At 67.5% G+C, this 20,900-nt stretch carries 14 protein-coding genes; 9 read left to right on the top strand and 5 right to left on the bottom strand.

The window, feature by feature from the left end; translation table 11 throughout:
- The first annotated feature begins 301 nt into the window (after window positions 1-301).
- The 7 genes from C6P64_RS11975 (at window position 302) to mgtA (ending at window position 14,575) form a co-directional block, all read left to right on the top strand.
- On the top strand, window positions 302-1,171 hold the full coding sequence (locus C6P64_RS11975) for a response regulator (protein ID WP_105748798.1): 870 nt from the start codon (window positions 302-304) through the stop codon (window positions 1,169-1,171).
- A 46-nt stretch (window positions 1,172-1,217) separates the two neighbouring features.
- Window positions 1,218-3,611 carry a PAS domain-containing hybrid sensor histidine kinase/response regulator gene (locus C6P64_RS11970; RefSeq protein WP_105748797.1) on the top strand — a complete coding sequence of 798 codons (2,394 nt, stop codon included), beginning with the start codon at window positions 1,218-1,220 and terminating at the stop codon, window positions 3,609-3,611.
- 193 nt (window positions 3,612-3,804) lie between these two features.
- Window positions 3,805-5,376 carry a SpoIIE family protein phosphatase gene (locus tag C6P64_RS11965; RefSeq protein WP_105748796.1) on the top strand — a complete coding sequence of 524 codons (1,572 nt, stop codon included), beginning with the start codon at window positions 3,805-3,807 and terminating at the stop codon, window positions 5,374-5,376.
- Window positions 5,377-5,415: 39 nt separating this feature from the next.
- Complete coding sequence (locus C6P64_RS11960) at window positions 5,416-6,357, top strand: diguanylate cyclase domain-containing protein (RefSeq protein ID WP_105748795.1); 942 nt, start codon at window positions 5,416-5,418, stop codon at window positions 6,355-6,357.
- 83 nt (window positions 6,358-6,440) lie between these two features.
- Window positions 6,441-11,081, top strand: coding sequence for a PAS domain S-box protein (locus tag C6P64_RS11955; RefSeq protein ID WP_146115910.1), 4,641 nt, complete (start codon window positions 6,441-6,443; stop codon window positions 11,079-11,081).
- Window positions 11,082-11,167: 86 nt separating this feature from the next.
- The gene (locus tag C6P64_RS11950; RefSeq protein WP_105748793.1) at window positions 11,168-11,956 is read left to right on the top strand and encodes a Crp/Fnr family transcriptional regulator; all 789 of its coding nucleotides are present in this window, start codon (window positions 11,168-11,170) and stop codon (window positions 11,954-11,956) included.
- A gap of 27 nt (window positions 11,957-11,983) precedes the next feature.
- Complete coding sequence (gene mgtA, locus C6P64_RS11945) at window positions 11,984-14,575, top strand: magnesium-translocating P-type ATPase (RefSeq protein ID WP_105748792.1); 2,592 nt, start codon at window positions 11,984-11,986, stop codon at window positions 14,573-14,575.
- A 101-nt stretch (window positions 14,576-14,676) separates the two neighbouring features.
- Here the strand turns inward: mgtA and C6P64_RS11940 are convergent, their stop codons facing one another.
- The 3 genes from C6P64_RS11940 to C6P64_RS11930 form a co-directional block, all read right to left on the bottom strand.
- Window positions 14,677-15,027, bottom strand: coding sequence for an RNA recognition motif domain-containing protein (locus C6P64_RS11940; protein ID WP_105748791.1), 351 nt, complete (start codon window positions 15,025-15,027; stop codon window positions 14,677-14,679).
- Between the two features lie 61 nt (window positions 15,028-15,088).
- The gene (gene infA / locus C6P64_RS11935) at window positions 15,089-15,355 is read right to left on the bottom strand and encodes a translation initiation factor IF-1 (RefSeq protein WP_105748790.1); all 267 of its coding nucleotides are present in this window, start codon (window positions 15,353-15,355) and stop codon (window positions 15,089-15,091) included.
- Between the two features lie 42 nt (window positions 15,356-15,397).
- A complete protein-coding gene (locus tag C6P64_RS11930; RefSeq protein ID WP_105748789.1) occupies window positions 15,398-15,631 on the bottom strand; it encodes a hypothetical protein in 234 nt (77 codons plus the stop codon).
- Between the two features lie 403 nt (window positions 15,632-16,034).
- Between C6P64_RS11930 and C6P64_RS11925 the strand changes: the two genes are divergently transcribed.
- Window positions 16,035-16,898 (top strand): transglutaminase-like domain-containing protein, encoded by an 864-nt coding sequence (locus C6P64_RS11925; protein ID WP_105748788.1) that lies wholly within the window; start codon window positions 16,035-16,037, stop codon window positions 16,896-16,898.
- A 77-nt stretch (window positions 16,899-16,975) separates the two neighbouring features.
- Window positions 16,976-18,589 (top strand): NYN domain-containing protein, encoded by a 1,614-nt coding sequence (locus C6P64_RS11920; RefSeq protein ID WP_105748787.1) that lies wholly within the window; start codon window positions 16,976-16,978, stop codon window positions 18,587-18,589.
- On the opposite strand, the gene hpnE is transcribed toward C6P64_RS11920, so the two are convergent.
- Window positions 18,578-20,035 (bottom strand): hydroxysqualene dehydroxylase HpnE, encoded by a 1,458-nt coding sequence (hpnE, locus tag C6P64_RS11915; RefSeq protein WP_245911710.1) that lies wholly within the window; start codon window positions 20,033-20,035, stop codon window positions 18,578-18,580. The two genes, C6P64_RS11920 and hpnE, sit on opposite strands and share 12 nt — an antisense overlap.
- The gene (gene hpnD, locus C6P64_RS11910) at window positions 20,032-20,889 is read right to left on the bottom strand and encodes a presqualene diphosphate synthase HpnD (RefSeq protein ID WP_105748786.1); all 858 of its coding nucleotides are present in this window, start codon (window positions 20,887-20,889) and stop codon (window positions 20,032-20,034) included. Before hpnD ends, hpnE begins: the two co-directional genes overlap by 4 nt.
- Window positions 20,890-20,900 lie beyond the last annotated feature (11 nt).

Raw genomic sequence — 20,900 nt, 5'->3', positions numbered from 1 at the left:
ATTGATTAATACAACAAAGCCTCGCAGCGGGCCAGATCTCGGGTCCCCGTCCCGGCCGCACGGCCAGCGGCTGCCAGGCCGCCCGGCGGATTCAGCGCCCGCAGGCGGCGGCCCATCCCGGGTGGCCTGGGGCGGGTTCCCCCCGGTTCCGCCATATGAGTCGCAGTGGTATAATTGATAATATGTATTTTCCTATCAATCAGCAAATTAATAATTCGGCCCCGGTCGATGGTGCGCTGACTCGGTGGGACCCGGTCGCGCCGAGCAACGGCGCCGGGATCTGAGGGTGGAGTCGGGTCTGATGAAGAATCAGAGCGTCCTGATTGCCAGCCATTCAATGGCAGATGCGGAACTGGTGCGCGATTTATTGCTCCAGACCTGCGATCGGATCACCATTTCGGCCAATGTCGAAAATCACCTGTCCGATTTTGCCGCCTATTTGCCCGATGTGCTGGTGCTGGCTTTCAAGAGCCTGGCAGATGCCAAGATCTACTATCAGGCCTTGCGCGATTCGAGCCAGGCCGGGCACAGCTACCGGACCGTGCTCCTGTGCTGCAAGGAAGAGCTCAAGGCGGCCTACGACCTCTGTCGGCAGGAGGATTTCGACGATTACGTGCTGTTCTGGCCGATGTCGTTCGATGCCACCCGGCTGTCGATGTCAGTCTTGCAGGCCATGCGCGCGATCCAGGCCTTGCGCCAGGTCCAGGCCAGTCCCCAGACTCCGCCTTTGTCCAAGCCCGCGCCGGCGCCCAAGCCCAAGGCCCGTCCCGATTCCGCCCCCAACAACCTCAAGCGCGATCGGTCGGCGCGGCCCATCGTCATGCTGATCGACGACGAGATCTTCCAGCACAACCTGGTGCGCTATCTGCTGTCCGGAATGGAGTGCGATTTCATATTCGCCTTTTCAGGCACCGAGGCGATTGCCAAGCTCCAATACGTCAAGCCCAGCCTGATCCTGATGGATGTATTGATGCCCGGCATGAATGGGGTTGATCTGACCCGCCATCTGAAATCGACGCCGGACAGGGAGGAAATTCCCATCATCATGGTCACCGGCAATAGCGACAAGGATGTGGTCGAAAAGAGCTTGCAGGCCGGTGCAGCGGATTTCCTGGTCAAGCCGTTCAGCCAGGACATGTTCCTCAAGAAATTGCAGCGTTTCCTGCGCTGAGTCCGGATCGTGACCGGATCGTATTCTTTTACTGGGGTCCGATGCCATGGATTCTGCTTCCAGCCTTGATTGCCCGACCGCCGTTGCTTCCGCCCAGGCCGGGCTGATCCATGCCTTCGACGATAGCCAGGGCATCATCAAGTTCGATCTCGATGGCCATATCCTGGAGGCCAACCCGATCTGGCGCCAGACCATGGGCTACGAGAGCCATGAGCTGGTCGGGCAGCAGCACCGGATGTTCTGCGATCCGGTCCATGCCGCGAGCGAGGAATATCGCTGGCTCTGGGAGTCGCTGCGGGCGGGTCAGGTCCGCGCCGGGCAGTTCCAGTGGATAGCCAAGCAGGGCGGGGCGGTGTGGTGGCAGGCTTCCTACCACCCGGTGCGCGGCAGCGACGGCCGCATCGACCATGTCGTCAAGTTCGCGACCGACATCACCGAGCACAAGAACAACGAGCGGCTGCTGTCGCGCATCCGGCAGGCACTCGAGCTGTCGAGCCAGTCGGCCCAGATCGGCTCCTGGGACTACGAGGTCGCGCAGGACCGGGTCCAGCTGTCGCCCTTCTGTGCCCGGCTGCTCGAGCTCGATCCGGAGCAGCCCTTGACGATCGACAGCCTGCTGGCCAGGCTCGAGCCGCGCGAAGATATCCAGCCCGCCGTCGCACAAGCCCTGCACAGCGGCGAAGGCTGGGACCTGGAGCTGCTCTATTTCCATCCCAGCGGGGAGCCGCGCTGGTTCCGCAGCATCGGCCGGGCCGAGATGTCCGAGGGCGCCTGTGTCCGCCTGGAGGTCATGATGCAGGACATCCACTCCACCAAGCAGCGCGAATTCGAGCTGCTGCACGCACAGCAGATGGCGGAGGCAGCCGTCAGGAGCAAGGACCAGTTTCTCGCGACCGTCAGCCACGAGCTGCGCACGCCGCTCAATGCGATCCTAGGGCTGGGCCAGATCCTGGCGCTCGACCAGCGGCTCGACAGCGATGCGCGCGATTTCGTGCTCGAGATCGTCAATGCCGGCCAGCACCTGCTGTCCCTGGTCAACGATATCCTGGACCTGGCCAAGGTCGACCAGCAGGATATCCAGGTCACGCTGCAGCCGGTGCCCCTGCAGCCGGTGCTGCAGGAGTGCGCGGGCCTGATCCAGCCGGCAGCGCAGGCGCGCGCGATTGCCCTGCAGGTCGCCGATGCCTCTGCCTGCCTGGTGCAGGCGGATCGCATCCGGCTCAAGCAGGCGCTGCTGAACCTGCTGTCGAATGCCGTCAAGTACAACCGCCCGGACGGCCGGATCGAGGTCACGCTCGAGCCGGTCGCGGCGGCCCGGGTCAGGATCCGGGTCGCCGATACCGGGCCGGGCATCGCGGCCGAGCATCTGCCAGCGCTGTTCCAGCCCTTCAACCGGCTCGGGGCCGAGCATTCGACCGTCGAAGGCACCGGCATCGGGCTCAACATCACGCAGAAGCTGGTGCAGAAGATGGGCGGCTCGATCGGGGTCGAGAGCCAGCTCGGCGTCGGCAGCAGCTTCTGGATCGAGTTGGCACTGGTCCAGCAGGCGCTGGCGGCCGATCCGGTCGCTGACCCCGCCCCCGCCATCCCTACCTTACCGGCTGCCGTCACGACCAGCTGTGCCCCCGTCTTGCCGGTCGATGGCCCGGTGCTCGCCAGTCCGCCGCAAGGCCGGCGCATCCTGGTCGCCGAGGACAACCCGGTCAATCGCAAGGTGATCGGCCAGCAGCTCAAGCGCCTGGGCTATGCGCATGACTTTGCCGAGGACGGCGAGGCGGCCCTGTTCCGCTGGCGCGAGCAGGCCTACGACCTGGTGCTGACGGACCTGCAGATGCCGCGCATGGGCGGCTACGAGCTGGCGCAGCAGATCCGCTCCGAGGAGCAGGACGGACACAGCGTGCCCATCATCGTCTTCTCTGCCAATGCCATGGATGCGGCCTGGACCGGCTGGCGCCTGCTGGGCGTGAACGATTTCCTGACCAAGCCGGTCAAGTTCGAGCTGCTGGGCGAAAAGCTGGCCTACTGGCTGTCGGCCGTCCCGCAGTCCGAGTCCGCCGCCCCGGCCCAGGCCGGACGCGGCGGCATGGCGGTGCCCGCGCTGCTCGATCTCTCCGTGCTGGCCGACCTGGTTGGCGATGATCCCGCGACGCTGCGCGAATTCCTGCAGCAGTACCAGCACTCGGCCGAGGCCCTGGTGGCGCAGCTGCAGGATGCCTTCGTGCAGTCCGACTGGCTGGAGCTGGCGCTGGCGGCGCATTCGCTCAAGTCCTCCTCGCGTGCGGTCGGCGCGCTGGCGCTGGGGCAGGTGTGCGAACAGCTCGAGCAGGCTGGCATGCGGGAGCAGGCCGACGAGCTCAGCTACCTGATGCCCGTCTTTGCCTCGGTCTGGCCGCGGCTGAGCCAGGCGCTCGCGACGGCGCTGGCGCGCCGAGCGGACTGAGCGCGCCGTCCTGAGGTGCCGCGGGTGATCGGCGGCCAGCTGGCCTGTCGCCGCAGCGGTCGGGTGCCACCGGGCTGCCGTGGCAGCCAAGACAGCGTCCCGCGTCCTGCGGTCCTGGCCTGTGGTTTCATGCATTACTATCAAAACCTGAAACCTTATTTGGGGTTGTCAGCTACCTTGATCCCACCCTTGCATGAACCCGCTCGCCCATATCCTGATCATCGATGACATCCCGCTCAACCTCGAGGTGCTGGGTTCCAGCCTGGCCCAGGAGTACGATGTCCAGTTCGCCACCTCGGGGCCGCAAGGGCTCAAGCTGGTGCGCCAGCAGGCGCCGGACCTGATCCTGCTCGATGTCATGATGCCCGAGATGGACGGCTACCAGGTGCTGGCAGTGCTGAAAGGCGATCCGGCGACCCGGTCCATTCCGGTCATCTTCGTCACGGCCCGAAACGATGTCGACAGCGAAACCCGGGCCCTGGAGGCCGGTGCGGTCGATTTCATTCACAAGCCGATCAATCCGGTGCTGGTCCGCGCCCGGGTGCGGCTGCAGCTGGCGGCCGCGCGGGCCCAGAGCGAGCTGCAGCGCAGCTTGAGCGAATTGCGCCAGGTCCAGGGGCGCTTGCGCGTGCTCTCCATGGCGACCGAGCAGAGCCCCTCCGCCGTCGTCATTTGCGGTCCCGACGCGGCCATCCAGTACGTCAATCCGCAGTTCTGCCAGGTCACGGGCTACGAAGCGGCCGAAGTGCTGGGCAAGAATCCCCGCATCCTCAACTCGGGACAGAATCCGCCCGAGATCTACCAGGACATGTGGGGTCGGCTCAGGCGCGGCGAGCCCTGGTCGGGCGAGCTGATCAACCGGCGCAAGTCGGGCGAGCTCTTCCGCGAGGAAGCCCATCTGGCCCCGATCAAGGACGAGCAGGGCCAGACGCTGCACTATGTGGCGGTCAAGAACGACATCACGGCACGCCACCAGGCCGAGCAGGCCCTGGCCCTGGCCCGCCAGCGCGAGCTCGAGACCAGCGCCTACATCCAGCACAAGCTGCTGTTCGGCCAGGTGCCGAAAGACCTCCAGGCCTGCCAGATCGCCTGCTACACCGAGCCCTGCCAGGGGGTCGATGGCGACTTTTACACCTTCACCCGCATCAACAGCTCGGTGTTCGAGGTCCTGACCGGCGACGTCATGGGCAAGGGCGTCACCGCGGCGCTGATTGGCGCCGGCGTCAAGAACAGCTATCGCTGGCTGTTCTCCGAGCTGATGGCGGCCCAGGCCCCGGGCAGCTATCCCAGCGCCGCGGCACTGATGAACGCGCTGCATGCCGTGGTCACGCCGGAGCTGATCGCCATCGACGCCTTTGTCACGCTGTCGCTGTTGCGCGTCGACTGCCAGGCCAGGACCGTGACCTGGGTCAATGCCGGCCATACCCCGACCCTGCTGGCCCAGGGGCAGCAGGTCACCGAGCTGATCGGTGACAACCTGCCGATGGGCATCCTGGAGCAGGAGGTCTATGCCGAGCATCGGGTGCAGCTACAGGCGGGCGACACGTTGCTGCTCTACTCGGATGGCCTGTCGGAGTCGGTCGGCCCCGAGCAGGAGTACTACGGCGACCAGCGCATCCAGCAATTGCTGCGCCAGGGCCAGCAGCAGGGCCACAGTCCGGAGCAGATGATGGCGGCCCTGCGCAGCGACATCGAGGCTTTCACGGCGCAAGCCGACGCTACCGATGACAGGACGGCGGTTTTTATTCAGCTCCAGACCGCCTGAGGTCTGGCGTCGCTGCAATTTTCCTGGCAGCCTGATCGCATGACGCCACTTGCCCACCTCCTGCTCGTCGACGATTTCGCGCTCAACCTCGAAGTGCTGGCCGCCAGCCTGGCCGAGCGCTACGATCTCCAGTTCGCCACCTCGGGGCCGCAGGCGCTGGCGCTGGTGCGCCAGCAGGCGCCGGACCTGATCCTGCTCGACGTCATGATGCCTGGCATGGACGGCTACCAGGTGCTCGAAGTCCTGCAAGGCGATCCGGCGACCCGGTCCATTCCGGTCATCTTTGTCACGGCCCTGAGCGACAGCGTCAGCGAGACCCAGGCCCTGGCTGCCGGCGCGGTCGACTTCATCCACAAGCCGATCAATCCGGCGGTCGTGCGCGCGCGCGTGCAGCTGCAGCTCGAGCTGAGCCAGCGCCTGATCGAGCGCGAGCAGGCCCTCCAGCAGATGGCGTTCCAGGCCTACCACGACTCGCTGACCGGCCTGCCCAACCGCGCGCTGTTCCAGGATCGCCTCCGGCAGGGCTTGGCGCTGGCGCGGCGCAAGCAGAGCCAGCTGGCGCTGCTGTTCCTGGACCTGGACCGCTTCAAGCCGGTCAACGACTGCCATGGCCATGCGGCCGGCGACGCCTTGCTGCAGCAGGCGGCCCGGCGCATGAGCGCCAGCGTGCGCGAGTCGGATACCGTCGCACGCCTGGGCGGCGACGAGTTCGTGCTGCTGCTGCATGGCATCGAGGATGCCGCTGCGGCCTTCCAGGTGGCCGAGAAGGTCCGGCTGGCCCTGAACCAGCCCTTTGTGGTGGAGGGCCGGCTGCTGTCGATTTCGGCGACGATAGGCCTGGCGCTCCATCCGGAGCATGGCTCGGATGCGCTCGAGCTGCTCTGCCATACCGATAGCGCGATGTACCAGGCCAAGGCCAGCGGCCGCAACCAGGTGCAGCTGTACCAGCCCGGGATGAGTGCCCGTCCAAGGCGCCCATGAAGCCGCGCGATTTCCATTCCCCCGCAACTGGCTGGCAGCGCCAGCGACGCCACTGAGCTATGTCGACCAGAGTGTTTTCCCCGATGAAGCGGTTTCTGGTGATCTACCTGCCGCTGCTGCTGCTCATGGGCGGCTTGACGACCTATGTGGGGGTCAGCCTGAGCCAGTCCAGCCTGGACGCCTTCGAGGCTGGCGAAGTGATGCAACTGGATTCCAGTGCCAGGATGGTGTCCCATGACCTGGAGCATCCGCTGCTGCACCTGCAAGGCCTGGTGCAGGAGCCGGCGCTGCAGCGCGCCTTGAGCGCGCCGCCGATTGCTGCCCTCGGCCTGATGGAGGAGTCCCTGCGCTCGCTGCTGCTGCGCAATCCGGGCTATCTGCAGGCGCGCTGGCTGGGGCCCGATGGCATGGAGCGGGTGCGCGTCCAGCGTGTCGCCGGCCAGCTGCTGCGCTCGGCGGACTTGCAGTACAAGGGCGACCGGCCCTATTTCATCACCACCATGCGCCTGCCGCCGGGTCAGCTCTATCTCTCGGCGCTCGATCTCAATGTCGAGCATGGCCAGGTGGAAATCCCGTACCGGCCCGTGCTGCGCGCCGCCATCCATCTGCCGCGGGTAGCGGGGGTGGACCAGGGCCTGCTGGTGCTCAATATCTCGGGCCAGCAGCTGATCGATTCCTATGTCGCCGGTACCCCGGTGACCCATGGCGAGCAGCGCCTGCTGCTCAACTCCGAGGGCAGCCGCTTGCTGGCTCCCGATCCGCAGGACGTCTGGGCTTCCCTGTTCGGGCCCGAGCAGCCGCTGCCCGGTCGCCAGCCCCGGGCCTGGGCGCGCATGGCCGCGGCCCCTTCGGGCCGGCTGCTCGACGACAGCGGCCTGTGGGTCTGGCGCAGCATCGAACCGACGGCCCTGCTGCCGGGCCGGCTGCAGGCGGCCGACAACTGGAAGCTGGTCAGCCACCTGGGTCCCGACCAGCTCAGGCAGCTCTGGTGGCAGGACTGGCCGCCGCTGCTGCTCAATGCCGGCATCATCCTGTTGCTGCTGGCCGTTGGCGTGCGCCGCTACAGCCGGCTGTTGAGCACGCATGATGCCGCGGCCGCTGACCTGGCGACGGCGCGCCAGTTGCAGCAAAGCCAGGCCGCGCTGCAGAAGTCGCTCGACCTGGTGACGCTGGCAGAGCAGGGCGCTGGCGTCGGCTTCTGGAGCTGGGACATGAGCCTCGGCCCCGAACAGCTGCACTGGTCGCAGCAGATGTTCATGCTGTTCGGCTTGGATCCCGCGACCGCATCGGCCAGTTTCGCGACCTGGCGCCAGGTCGTGCATCCCGACGACCTGCCGGCGGCCGAGGCGGCCATCGCCGAGGCGCTGCAAGCCCACCAACCGTTTGTCGCGAGCTACCGCGTCATCTGGCCCGATGGCACGATCCGCTGGATCGACGCCTTTGGCCAGGCGGGCTACAACGCTGCCGGTCAGCCCCAGCATTTCTCCGGCCTGTGCCTGGACGTGACCGTGCGCAAGCGTTCCGAGCAGGCCCTGCGCGAAAGCGAGCGGCGTTTCCGCGACCTGTTCGAATACCTGCCGATCGCCTACCAGTCGCTCGATGCCGAGGGCCGCTGGCTCGATGCCAACCAGGAAATGGCAGCGCTGCTGGGCTACGAGTCGCCCGCCCAGATGATGGGGCTGTCGTTCGAGGTGCACTGGACGAATGCCGACTGCGCCTTCGCTGACTGCTTTGCCGAGGTCAAGAAGCAGCGCAACTTCAGTGGCGAGCTGTGGCTCAGGCACCGCGACGGGCACCGGGTGACGGTGATCGCCCATTGCCGGACCCAGCACGACAGCCATGACCAGTTCCTGTGCACCCACGCCGTGCTGATCAACATCAGCGAGCGGCTGGCCATGGAGCAGGCCTTGCGCGACCTCAACGCCAGCCTGGAGTCCAAGGTGCGCGAGCGTACCGCCGAAATCCAGCTGCTGGCCGACAACGCCTCGGACGTCGTGTTTCGCGCCAACCATGACGGCCGCTTCGAGTGGGTATCGCCATCGGTCACGATGCTGGTGGGCTGGCAGCCCGAGGAAATGGTCGGCAAGCCCTATACCGAATTTGCCCATCCGGATGACTGGCCGGTGATCCGGGACGTCGAGCAGCGCACCCAGCAGGGCGAGCGCGTGACCTTCGAGCTGCGCATTCCCACCCGCGACGGCGGCTTACACTGGGTCTCGGTCAGCGTCAAGGCGGTGCTGGGCGACACCGGCCAGGTCGAGGCCCGCGTCGGCGGCTGGCGCGACATCCAGTCCGAGGTCGAGGTCCGGGAGCAGCTGATCCAGTCCCGGCAGCAGATCGAGCAGGCGCTGGCGGCGATGACGGCGTCCGAGGCGCGCTTCCACGCCATCTTCGCCCAGGTCCCGATCGGCATCGCGCTGACCGGTTCGCGCAGCGGGCATATCTACGAGTGCAACGAGCGCTATGCGGCCATCTCCGGCCGCAGCGTCGAGGAGATGCGCCATGCCGACTGGATGAAGATCACGCATCCGGACGACATCCAGCCCGACCTGGACCAGATGGCGCGCCTGAATGCGGGCGAAATCTCCGGCTTCCAGATGAACAAGCGCTACCTCAGGCCCGATGGGTCGGTGGTCTGGGTCCGCCTGACGGTGGCGCGGGTGCAGGTCGATCCCAGCGAGAGTCCGCGCCATCTGTGCATGGTGGAAGACATCACCGAACAAAGGCGGGTCGAGCAGAACCTGCTGGAGGCCAAGGAAGCCGCCGAGCAGGCCAGCCGGGCCAAGAGCGCCTTCGTCGCCAACATGAGCCACGAGGTGCGCACGCCGATGAACGCGGTACTCGGCTTTCTCGACATCCTGGCCGATTCCGGCCTGAACGCCCAGCAGCGCCAACTGGTCGACAAGGTGCAGAAATCGTCCCGCGCGCTGTTGCGCATCCTGAACGACATCCTGGACTTCTCCAAGCTCGATGCCGGCGCGGTCGACCTGGAAATGGTGCCGTTCGAACTCGAGGAGGTGCTGCGCGACGCCATCGATCTGTTCGCGCTGGCCGCCAGCGCCAAGGGGGTGGAGCTGGTGCTCGATCTGTCGCCCGGACTGTCGCCGCGTTATCGTGGCGACGCCTTGCGCCTGGGCCAGGTACTGGTCAACCTGCTGGGCAATGCGGTCAAGTTCACCGAGCAGGGCAGCGTGCACCTGCTGGCGCGGGCGCTGCCTGGCGCAGGCGGGCAGCAGGGTCTGCGCTTCGAGGTGTCGGATACCGGCATCGGCCTGTCGCGCGAGCAGATCGAGCGACTGTTCCAGCCCTTTGTGCAGGCCGACAACTCCACCACCCGGCGCTTTGGCGGCACCGGCCTGGGGCTCACCATTGCCAAGCGCCTGGTCGAACTGATGGGGGGCGAAATCGGCGTCTACAGCGAGCTCGGTTGTGGGGCGACCTTCTGGTTCACTCTGCCCTTGATACCCGGTACCGCGCCCACCGCACCATCCCTCTTGCCACCGGGTCAGCGCCAGTCGCTCACGACCTCGCGCCCGTCCGATGCCGTGCTCGCGCAGCGTGGTTTCATGCGCCAGCCAGTGGAGGCAGGCCAGGAGTCCCGCTCCGACCAGCAGGCCGGTCCTGCCCGTGGCGCCGAATTGCTGCTGGTCGAGGACAATGCCACCAACCAGGAAGTGGCACTGGCCATGCTGGGCAAGATGGGGCTGCGGGTGACGGTCGCCAGCAACGGGCGCGAGGCGCTGCAGAAGCTGGCCGAGCATCCCTGTGCCCTGGTGCTGATGGACCTGCAGATGCCCGTCATGGACGGCTTCGAGGCGACCGCGGCGATCCGTGCGACCCGCTGGGGCCGCGACCTGCCTATCGTTGCCATGACCGCGGCGGCCTTCGCCGACGACCGGCGCCGCGTGCTCGAGGCTGGCATGAACGACTTTGTCAGCAAGCCGGTCGACGCGCAGCAGTTGCGCACGGTCTTGTCGCGCTGGCTGCCACAGCAGTTGCCCCTTGCCGAGTCTGCCGCCGATGCCGGTCCGGCCCAGGCGGCCGTGGCTGACTTGCCGCAGCCATCCATGGCGCCGCCGGCCATGCTGCCGACGCAGCTCGACGGCTTCGAGCTGGCACAGACGCTCGATCGGCTCGGGCATGACCCGGAGCTGTTGCTGCGCGTGCTGCGCCAGTTCCTGGCCGACTTCGAGCCCGATGAATGGGCTGGGCAATTCGATGCCGCCATCCTGGACGGGCAGCACGCCATCGCGCAGCGACTGGCCCACACCCTGCTCGGCGTGGCCGCCAATGTCGGGGCCGTGCGGCTGCAGGCGGCCGCGGCGCGGCTCCTGGCGTTGCTCAAGGATGGGGTGGCCGGCCAGGCCGAGGTCGATCCGGCCAGGCTCCAGCCCTGTCGCGACGACTGCCTGCATGCCTTGCGCGCCGCCCGTGCCGCGCTGCAGGCGGCCCTTCCCGCCATCCCCAGCCAGACCCTGCCGGCACAGCCGGAGGCGGCGCTGCAGGAGCTGGCCGAGGTCGAGCAGCTGCTGCAGCGCCATCGCCTGGTGCCGGCAGCGCTGCTGGCGAGCCTGCAGCAGCACCTGGGTCAGCACGCGGCTGCCAGTGAGCTCGCGACGCTGCTCGAACAGCTCGGCGTCTTCGATTTCGAGGCCGCCCTCGACACGCTGGAGGCCATGCGCGACCGCCTGCTGCCGGCCCCGGCCGGCTTGCCGCAGCCCTGAGCGCCCTGGCCTGCCCATGCCACATCCTGTATAAAATATGAAAAAAATAAGAATTCGGCCACCAGGCCGATCCAGGGAGTGCATTCATGGTCTTGTCCAAGCTGCGATCGAAGAATCAACTGCTGGCCTCGTTGCCCGATACCGAGTGGCCCTACTGGCATGTCTTGCTTGAGCCTGTCGACCTGCCCGCTGGCCGGCTGATCTGCGAGTCGGGCAGCAGCCCGTCCCATGTCTACTTTCCGCTCACGGCCCTGGTGGCGCTCTACCAGGTGACCGAGAGCGGTGCCAGCGCCGAGGTGGCCCTGGTGGGGCAGGAGGGCATGGTGGGTGTGTCGAGCTTCATGGGTGGCGGGGCCTCGACCAGCCATGCCATGGTGCTTTGCGCCGGCCAGGCCTTGCTGCTGCCTGCCTCGGCCCTGCGGCGCCGCTTCGCGCAGTCGGGCCAGGTGCAGCAGCTGCTGCTGTGCTACACCCAGGCCTTGATCGCCCAGATGGCGCAGACTGCCGCCTGCAACCGTCACCATTCGGTCGAGCAGGCCTTGAGCCGCTGGCTGCTGCTGAGCCTGGATCGCGTGCCGGGCCAGGAGCTGCGCATGACCCAGGAGCTGATGGCCAATATGCTGGGCGTTCGCCGCGAGGGCGTGACCGAGGCCGCGCTCAAGCTGCAGCGCGCCGGCCTGATCCGCTACGCCCGTGGCCGCATCACCTTGCTCGACCGGCCCGGCCTGGAACAGCGGGCTTGCGAATGCTATCGCTGCATCAAGGCGGAATACGACCGCCTGCTGCCCGAGCCGGTGCTGCAGCGCCCGCTGCAGTCCGGGGCCACGCGCCTGTCGCCGCTGCTCGGCCGCTGGCCGCAAAACGCGCTCGGCTGAGCCGCTGCACGGAAAGGAAGTCCAGCCATGTCCTTCCTTTCCAGCTGGGCCAGGCGCCGCCAGGCCGCGCAGCCTGCGGCCTCGCGGCTGGCCGAGGCTTACTGGAGCCTGCCCGCCGATGCCTTGCTCGAGGCGCTGGCGGCCGAGCGCCACGGACTGTCGGCGCGCGAAGCCGCTGCGCGCCAGCTGCGCCATGGTGCCAATTCGCTCCAGGCCATGAAGCAGGCCTCGGCCCTTGGGCTGTTCCTCAACCAGTTCCGCAGTCCGCTGGTGCTGATCCTGATCGCGGCTTCGCTGATCTCGCTGCTGGCGACGGAATGGGTCGATGCGGGGGTGGTGCTGGCGATTGTCATCGGCAGCACCCTGCTCGGCTTCAGCCAGGAATATGCCGCCAGCCATGCGATCGAGCAGCTGCGCTCGAAAGTGATCGTCCACACCACGGTCTGGCGCGATGGCCGTCCCCAGCTGCTGCCGGCCGAGCGCCTGGTGCCGGGCGACCTGGTGCAGCTCTCGGCTGGCAGCCTGGTTCCCGCCGATGCGGTGCTGCTGCAGGCCAAGGACTGCTTTGTCAACCAGGCCGTGCTGACGGGCGAGACCTTTCCGGTCGAGAAAATGCCCGGGGTCTTCGCCGCCAGCGCCGGCCTGGCCGAGCGCAGCAACTGCGTCTTCATGGGCACCAGCGTCAGCAGCGGCTCGGCCCAGGTCCTGATCGTGCGGACCGGCAAGGCCACGGTCTTCGGCCAGATCGCCGGCAAGCTCGCCTTGCGCCCGCCGCTGACCGAGTTCGAGCGCGGCCTGCAGCGCTTTGGCGACCTGCTCACGCGCTTCATGCTGGTGATGGTGCTGGCCGTGCTGGCGATCAACCTCCTGCTCGCCAAGCCCGCGATCGCCTCGCTGCTGTTTGCGCTGGCGCTGGCGGTCGGGCTCACGCCCGAGCTGTTGCCGGCCATCGTCAGCATCACGCTGTCGCATGGCGCCAAGCGCATGGCCAGCCAGGGCGTGATCGTGCGCCGGCTCAATTCGATCGAGAACCTCGGCAGCATGGATGTGCTGTGCACCGACAAGACCGGCACCCTGACGGCCGGGGTGGTCGCGCTCGACGCGGCGCTCGATGCGGCCGGGCAGGCCAGCGCGACGCTGCTGCAGCTCGCCGCGCTCAACGCGAAGTTCCAGAGCGGGCTGGTCAATCCGCTCGACGATGCGGTGCTGGCCGCGACGCGCCAGGCCGGCCTGGATCTGGCGGCCTGGCGCAAGATCGACGAGATTCCCTATGACTTCGTGCGCAAATGCCTGTCGGTGGTGGTGGCCGATGCCGGCGGCGCGCGCCAGCTGATCAGCAAGGGCGCGCTCGACAGGATCCTGGACCGCTGCGCGAGCGTTGGCGATCCGGCCACCGCGCTCGATGCCGGCTGGCGCGAGCAGATCGAGGCACGCTTCGAGGCCTGGAGTACCCAGGGCTATCGGGTGCTGGGTCTGGCGACGCGCCAGCTCGAGCCGCGCCCGGACAGCTACACCCGGGCCGACGAGAGCGGCTTGTGCTTTGCCGGCTTCCTGCTGTTCATGGACCCGCCCAAGGCCGACGCGCGCCAGATCCTGGTCGACCTGGCGCAGCGCGGCGTGGCGCTCAAGATCATCACCGGCGACAACCGCAAGGTGGCCCGGCATGTCGCCACGGCGGTCGGCCTGCCGGTCGAGCAGCTGCTGACCGGCGAGCAGCTCGACGAGATGGGCGACGAAGCCTTGCTGCATCTGGCACGCCAGTGCACGGTGTTTGCCGAGGTCGATCCGAACCAGAAGGAGCGCATCATCCTGGCGCTGCAGAAGACCGGCCATGTAGTGGGTTACATGGGCGACGGCATCAACGATGCGCTGGCGCTGCACCGGGCCGATGTCGGCATCTCGGTCGACACGGCGGTCGATGTCGCCAAGGACGCAGCGGATTTCGTGCTGCTGCGCAAGGATTTGCTCATCCTGCGTCAAGGCATCGACGAGGGCCGCATCACCTTTGCCAACACGCTCAAGTATGTGCTGACCACCATCAGCGCCAACTTCGGCAACATGTTCAGCATGGCGCTGGCCTCGGTCTTCCTGCCCTTCCTGCCGCTGCTGGCCTCGCAGATCCTGCTCAACAACTTCCTGTCCGACATCCCGGCGACGGCCATCGCGGGCGACCGGGTCGACGAGGAATGGGTCAGCCAGCCGCAGCGCTGGGACACGGTCTTCATCCGCGACTACATGGTGCTGTTCGGCCTGCTGAGCTCGGTGTTCGACCTGCTGACCTTTGGCGCGCTGCTGTGGCTGTTCCAGGCCACCCCTGAGGAGTTTCGCACTGGCTGGTTCCTCGAGTCCCTGCTGACCGAGTTGGTGATCGCGCTGGTGGTGCGCACCCGGCGTCCGTTCTACCGCAGCCGACCGGGCAACTGGCTGCTGGCCAGCACCGGGCTCGTGATCGGCGTGGCGCTGCTGCTGCCCTACCTGCCCTGGAGTCCGGTCTTCGGCTTCGTGCCCTTGCCAGTCCCCTTGCTGCTGGGCGTGATCGGCCTGACCCTGGCCTATGTGCTGGCGGTCGAGCGGGCCAAGAAGTCCTTCTATGCCCGCGCCAAGCGGCAGCGCCCATGAAAAAAGGACCTGGGTTGCCCGAGGTCCTTGTTTTTCGACTCGCCCTTGGGCGAGTCGTTCATTGGCAGGCCGGCTCTGCCGGCTGTGCGCTGATCGGTCGATCAGTAACGGCCGCCGCCATTGCCACCACCGTAGCCGCCATTGCCGCCACCAAAGCCGCCGCCGCTGCGACGTGCGCCGCCGCCGAAGCCGCCCGGACGGTCTTCCTTCGGACGTGCGACGTTGACGGTGATGGCGCGGCCATTGACCGACATGCCGTTGAGCGCCTCGATGGCCGCTTGCGCTTCCTCGTCGGTGCCCATCTCGATGAAGCCGAAGCCCTTCGAGCGGCCGGTTTCGCGGTCGGTCATGACCTTGGCCGAAACGACGTTGCCGTACTCGGAGAAGTTTTGCTGCAGGTCGCCATCGTTGACGGTGTAGGGCAGGTTGCCGACGAAGAGTTTGTTGTTCATATGGTTCCAGTGAGGCGCGTGCAAAAGCTGCAGGGCGCGCCGGGTAAGAGGGGTGGACGGGTCAGCGGAACTTGCGTCGCGCCGGTGCCGCGGCACCACCGGAGCGGGGCTCCAGATGGCGGAAGGTGATGCGGCCCTTGTTCAGGTCGTAGGGAGACAGTTCGAGCGTCACCTTGTCGCCGGCCAGGATGCGGATGTGGTTCTTGCGCATCTTGCCGCCCGAGTAGGCGATCAAGGTGTGACCGTTGTCCAGGGTCACGCGGAAACGGGAATCAGGCAGCACTTCGTCTACCTTGCCTTGCATTTCGATCAGGTCTTCCTTCGACATGAGGGGCTCCTTGTAGCGGTATGGATGAGGATGTCAGGATCTTCAGGCCGCGAGCTGCGCAGGCAGCAGGGCCGGGTACTGGTTCATGGCGTATTGCAGCGCGTCGTCGCGGTTGTTGAACCGGGGCACGAAGCGGAACACGCGGTCGAGCGTGCCGCTGCCGCGGCCGCTGCGAATCGACAACGAGGCGGCAAAGTCGCCGGACTCGGTGGAATGGGTAAAGGGGGAGACAAGGAACTTGCCCACCGAAAATGTTTTTTCTAGTGTGGTGGTCATCAATCAAGGCCATATCCATGGCCGGCTGCAATATAAAGCTGTCGAGACGAGCGCCGGTATCGGGGCGGCTCCTAGCGACCTGGGTCTTGGGGTGGCTGGTCCTCGACAAGGAGTGACCAGCAGTTAGGCTCGCCGCAAAGGGGGGGAGTGTGACAACCCATGAGACCGAGAACGTCGCTAGGGAGCTGAGGTGGCGGCATAAAATGAACCGCAGACCATGTCAGACAACAATCGCTGCAAAGGTAAGCAAGTCACAGCGATCCCTGTATTCTACTACCGATCCGGAATTCGTGCTGGAAAATTATCTGCTTGTTGCGCTCCAGCCTTCATCGGCCTGTCATCATGGGCCGAGAATTTCCGTGTCGGCCTTCGATCGACCCGGATTTCATGAGCTAATGCTGACATGGTTCGCATACATGCCCGCATCGGTCTGAGTTACGACATCGGTCCCCAGGGGGCCGACTTCATCTTCAATCTCCAGGCGGCCCGCACCGCGCAGCAGAGCGTGGTCTGGGAGCAGCTCGACATCAAGCCCTTCGTCTTCAGCGTCGAGAGCTTCGATCCGACGCTCCACAATCGCATGCTGCGCCTGACTGCGCCGCCCGGTCGGCTCGAGCTCGACTACCGCTGCACGGTCGACCTGCGCCACCACATCGAGCGGCCGCAGGATGTCGCCGAGGTGCCGATCGCGCAGCTGCCGCCGGCCGTGCTGCCCTATCTCTATCCCAGCCGCTACTGCCAGTCGGACTGCCTGGGGCCGCTGGTGATGGAGCTGTTCGGCCAACTGCCGCGCGGCTACAGCCGGGTGCAGGCGGTGCTCGACTGGGTCGGCCAGCAGGTCAGCTTCAAGTCCAACAGCAGCAACTCCGCGACCTCGGCGCTCGACACGCTGCGCGACCGCGCGGGGGTCTGCCGCGACTTCGCCCATCTGTTCATCGCGCTGTGCCGCGCGCTCAACATTCCGGCGCGCTTTGCCACCGGCATCGACTATGGTGCCGACCCGGCGCTCGGGCCGCAGGATTTCCACGCCTATGTCGAGGTCTATCTGGGCCAGCGCTGGTATATCTTCGATCCGTCGGGCACGGCGATTCCGATGGGCTTCATCCGCATCGGTACCGGGCGCGATGCGGCCGATGTATCGTTTGCCACCATCTTCGGTGCCTTCCAGTCGGCAGCCCCCCTGATCGAGATCCGCGCCGAGGCCGGCACGCTGCCTGGCTTCGAGCTGCCGGTGCGCCGGCCCTGGGCCATCTCGACCGCCGCCTGAGCACCAAGCCCGGCTTTTTTCGACCTGTTGCGCCTGGTTTTCGCGACGGTTCCCCATCAACCTCCTCTGGAGCATTCATGGCCAATCCCCCCGATCAAGTCAGCATGGCATTGTTCTGCGACTTCGAGAACGTCGCGCTCGGCGTGCGCGATGCCAATTACGAGAAGTTCGACATCAAGCGCATCCTCGAGCGCCTGCTGCTCAAGGGCAGCATCGTGGTCAAGAAGGCCTATTGCGACTGGGAGCGCTACAAGGGCTTCAAGGCCACCATGCACGAGGCCAATTTCGAACTGATCGAGATCCCGCATGTGCGCCAGTCGGGCAAGAACTCGGCCGACATCCGGCTGGTGGTCGATGCGCTCGACCTCTGCTACACCAAGTCGCATGTCAACACCTTCGTCATCATCAGCGGCGACTCGGACTTCTCGCCGCTGGTCTCCAAGCTGCGCGAGAATGCCAAGAAGGTGATCGGCGTCGGCGTCAAGCAGTCGACCTCTGACCTGTTGATCGCCAACTGCGACGAGTTCATCTTCTACGACGACCTGGTGCGCGAGAGCCAGCGCGCGCTGGCCAGGCGTCAGCCGGCGGATGCGCCCGCCGCGCCGCGCCGCTCGCCTGAGGAGGAGCGCCAGCGCCGCGAGACGCTGGACAAGCGCCGCAGCCAGGCGATCGAGATCGCGGTCGAGACCTTCGATGCGCTGGTGTCCGAGCGCGGCGACAGCGGCAAGATCTGGGCCTCGGTGCTCAAGGAGGCGATCAAGCGCCGCAAGCCCGACTTCAGCGAGAGCTACTACGGCTTCAAGACCTTCGGCAACCTGCTCGAGGAAGCGCAGGCGCGCGGCCTGCTCGAGTTCGGCCGCGACGAGAAGTCGGGCGCCTATGTGTTCCGCAGCAGTGCCGCGCTGCCGGCCGAATCCGAGGCCGAGAGCGCCGCCGGCCAGGTCCGCCCGACTGCGGCGGCCAGCAGCGACTCCGCCAGCGACGGCCGCGAGGGCAAGGAAGCTCGGCGACGTGGTCGTTCGGGGCGCAAGCCCGCACAGGTCGAGGCCGATGTCGAGCCGGCAGTGGTCGCACCCGCCGAGTCCGTGCATCAGGATCAGCAGGCCCGGGACGGCGAGCCGGACCAGCCAGCCCAGGCCAAGGCCCGCCCGGCCAGGCAGGCGCGTGACCTGCCGTTGCCGCCCGAAGCCGCAGCCAGGGCCGAGCCTGAGGCAGAACCCGAAGTCGATGCCGAACTCGAGCGGCCGAGCTATTTCCGCCCGCGGGCGCCGAGGTCGCAGCCGCAAGCCGCGCCCGCAGTGGTCGACTTGCCCGAGCAGGTCGAGCTGACCGGGGTAGTCGATGCGGTCGAGGCGCCTGAAGTGCCTGAGGCTAAGGCGCAAGCCGAGGTCGTGCCGGAGCAGGCTCTGGCGCCTGTGTCAGCCGCTGCATCGGCACCCGAGCAGGCCGCCGCCCCGCGCCGCGCCCGCGCGCCGCGCAAGACCACTGCCAAGACCGTGACCAAGCCCGCAGTCGCTGCGAAGCCCGCCGAGCCTGCTGCAGCCAGCGCGGCAGCAGCCGAATCGTCCGTGTTGCCCGAGCCTGCGCCGGAACCGGCCGAAGCCCAGCCGGCCGAGCCTGCTGCCGTGCCTGCCAAGACCGCCCGGCCGCGCCGGGCCCGCAAGACCAGCGGCGGCTCGTCAGCGGCCTGAGCCCGCAGCCGGCCAGCAACCGGCTTGCAGCCCTTCGGCCGCCTGCTGGCCGCTGCGCACCGCGCCTTCGAGCGTGGCGGGGTAGGGGCCGGCCACATAGTCGCCGGCCGCCCACAGCCCGGGCGCGATCTCGGCCCCGGGCCGCTGCAGTCCTGGCGTGCAGGCAAAGGTCGCGCGCTTCTCGACCACCGTGCGCAGCGCTTGCAGGCGGTTCAGCCCGAGCTGCTCGCGCGCCTGTGCCAGCACCTGGCGCTCGATCTCGGCCCGCTCGCCCCGGCTGGCGCTGACCACGAAGGCCAGCAGGCCGGCCGGTCCGCCGAGCCGACCGCGGTCGAAGGCGAACTGCGCCGGCGCCTCGCGCGAGCTGCGCAGCGCGACCATGGCCGCGCCGTGCGGCAGTCCGGCCGGGCTGCCGTCCGCCCGCTGGGCTTGTGCATAGACCGTGGCGATCGCTTCGTAGTCCAGCGCTTCGGCCCGTGCGATCCAGTGCCTGCTGGCCTGGTCTGCCAGCCCGCTGCCCAAGCCGTTCGATTCGCTGCTGCCGTTCGGATTGCTCATCTCGCCAAGGCCCGCGCTACGCACCAGCCTGGCGGCCTCGCGCGGCGGGCAGGCCAGCAGCACCGCGTCGTAGTCCTGCGCCTCGATGCGCCAGCCCTCGGGCTGGCGTTGCAGCGCCGTCACGCGCCGGCCGGCATGCAGCCGCGCGCCACGGCCAGCCAGCCAGCGCAGCGCCGGTCCCGGCAGCAGTTCATCCAGGCCGACGCGCGGCAGCAGCAGGTCGGCGCCGCGCCAGCGGCCAAAGCCGGCGCCGAACAGCGCATCTTGCAGCACGCGCAGCAGCACCGCCGCGCTCGCTTGCGCCAGCGGGGTGTTGAGCGCCGACAGGCAGAGCGGCTCGATCAGTTCGTCGATCACGCGCGGCGGCAGTCCGGCGCACAGTCCGGCCACGCTCAGGTCCGCCGCGCAGGTAAACCCGTTCGCCCGCCAGCGCAAGCTGGTCCGCAGCAGCGCGAAGCGGTCGCGCCAGTCCCAGCCGCGCGCGCCCAGGATGGCCGCCAGCAGGTCCAGCGGTGGCGGCCAGCGCGCGGCCCAGGCTGGCACCGCCAGCCCGGAGCCGTCGGCGTAGCGCAGGTCGAGCGGGAGCTGCAGCAGGGCGGACTCGAGCTCGACGCCGAGCTGCTGCAGCAGGCCCAGGGTCGCGCTGTAGCCACCGATCAGGATATGCTGGCCGTTGTCGAGTGTTGCCATCCCGGCTGGGTCGCTGCCGGCATGGGCCGCCAAGGCGCGGGCGCGGCCGCCCCATTGGCGTGCTGCCTCGAAGACCTCGACCTGCCAGCCCAGCTCGGTCGTGCGCACGGCGGCGGCCAGTCCGGCCCAGCCGCCGCCGACCACGGCCAGCCGGCGTTTGTTGTCGCCTGCCAGGCCGATCGGCTGCTGCTGGTTCACAGCCGGCCCAGCGCCTGCACCTTCCAGGCCAGCCAGAGCTTGCGCAGCGGCGTCAGGCTCACGCGCCGGGTCAGCACCAGCTGCGGCTCGCGCGCGATCTCGTGCAGCAGGGTGCGGTAGATGCTGGCCATCATCAGGCCGGGTTTCTGGGCCTGGCGGTCCTGTGCCGGCAGTAGGGCCAGCGCCTCGTCGTAGGTCTGCAGGGCGCGCTCGATCTGGAAGCGCATCAGCGCCTCGAAGCGCTGCGGGAAGCTCTCGTCCGAGGTCGTGCCGCGCTTGATCAGCTCATGCGCCTTGACGTCGAAGCGCTGCAGGTCCTCGATCGGTAGGTAGACCCGGCCGCGCACCGCGTCCTCGCCGACATCGCGGATGATGTTGGTCAGCTGCAGCGCCAGTCCCAGCTTGTGCGCGTAGTCGGTGGTGCGCGGGTCGGTCTGGCCGAAGATGCCTGCGGCGACTTCGCCGACCACGCCGGCGACCAGGTGGCAGTACTGCTGCAGGTTGGCGAAGTCGAGGTAGCGGGTCTGGGTCAGGTCCATCTCGCAGCCCTCGATCACCTGCAGCAGCTGGCGCGCCTCGATGCCGAAGCTGCCCGCATGCGGCAGCAGAGCCTGCAGCGCCGGGTGGCTGGCCTGGCCGGCAAAGGCGTTCCTGACCTCGCCGCGCCACCAGTCGAGCTTGGACTGCGCGACGCCGGGGTCGGAGACCTCGTCGACCACGTCGTCGATCTCGCGGCAGTAGGCGTAGAAGGCCGTGATGGCGGCGCGCCGCTCGGGCGGCAGGAACAGGAAGGCGTAATAGAAGCTGCTGCCCGAGGCGGCAGCTTTTTGCTGGGCGTATTCTTGCGGCGTCACGGTGTCATGGC

The sequence above is a fragment of the Malikia granosa genome, from assembly GCF_002980595.1.
In the GTDB taxonomy this organism is placed as follows: Bacteria; Pseudomonadota; Gammaproteobacteria; order Burkholderiales; family Burkholderiaceae_C; genus Malikia; species Malikia granosa.
This window is presented reverse-complemented; position numbering and strand designations above follow the sequence as displayed.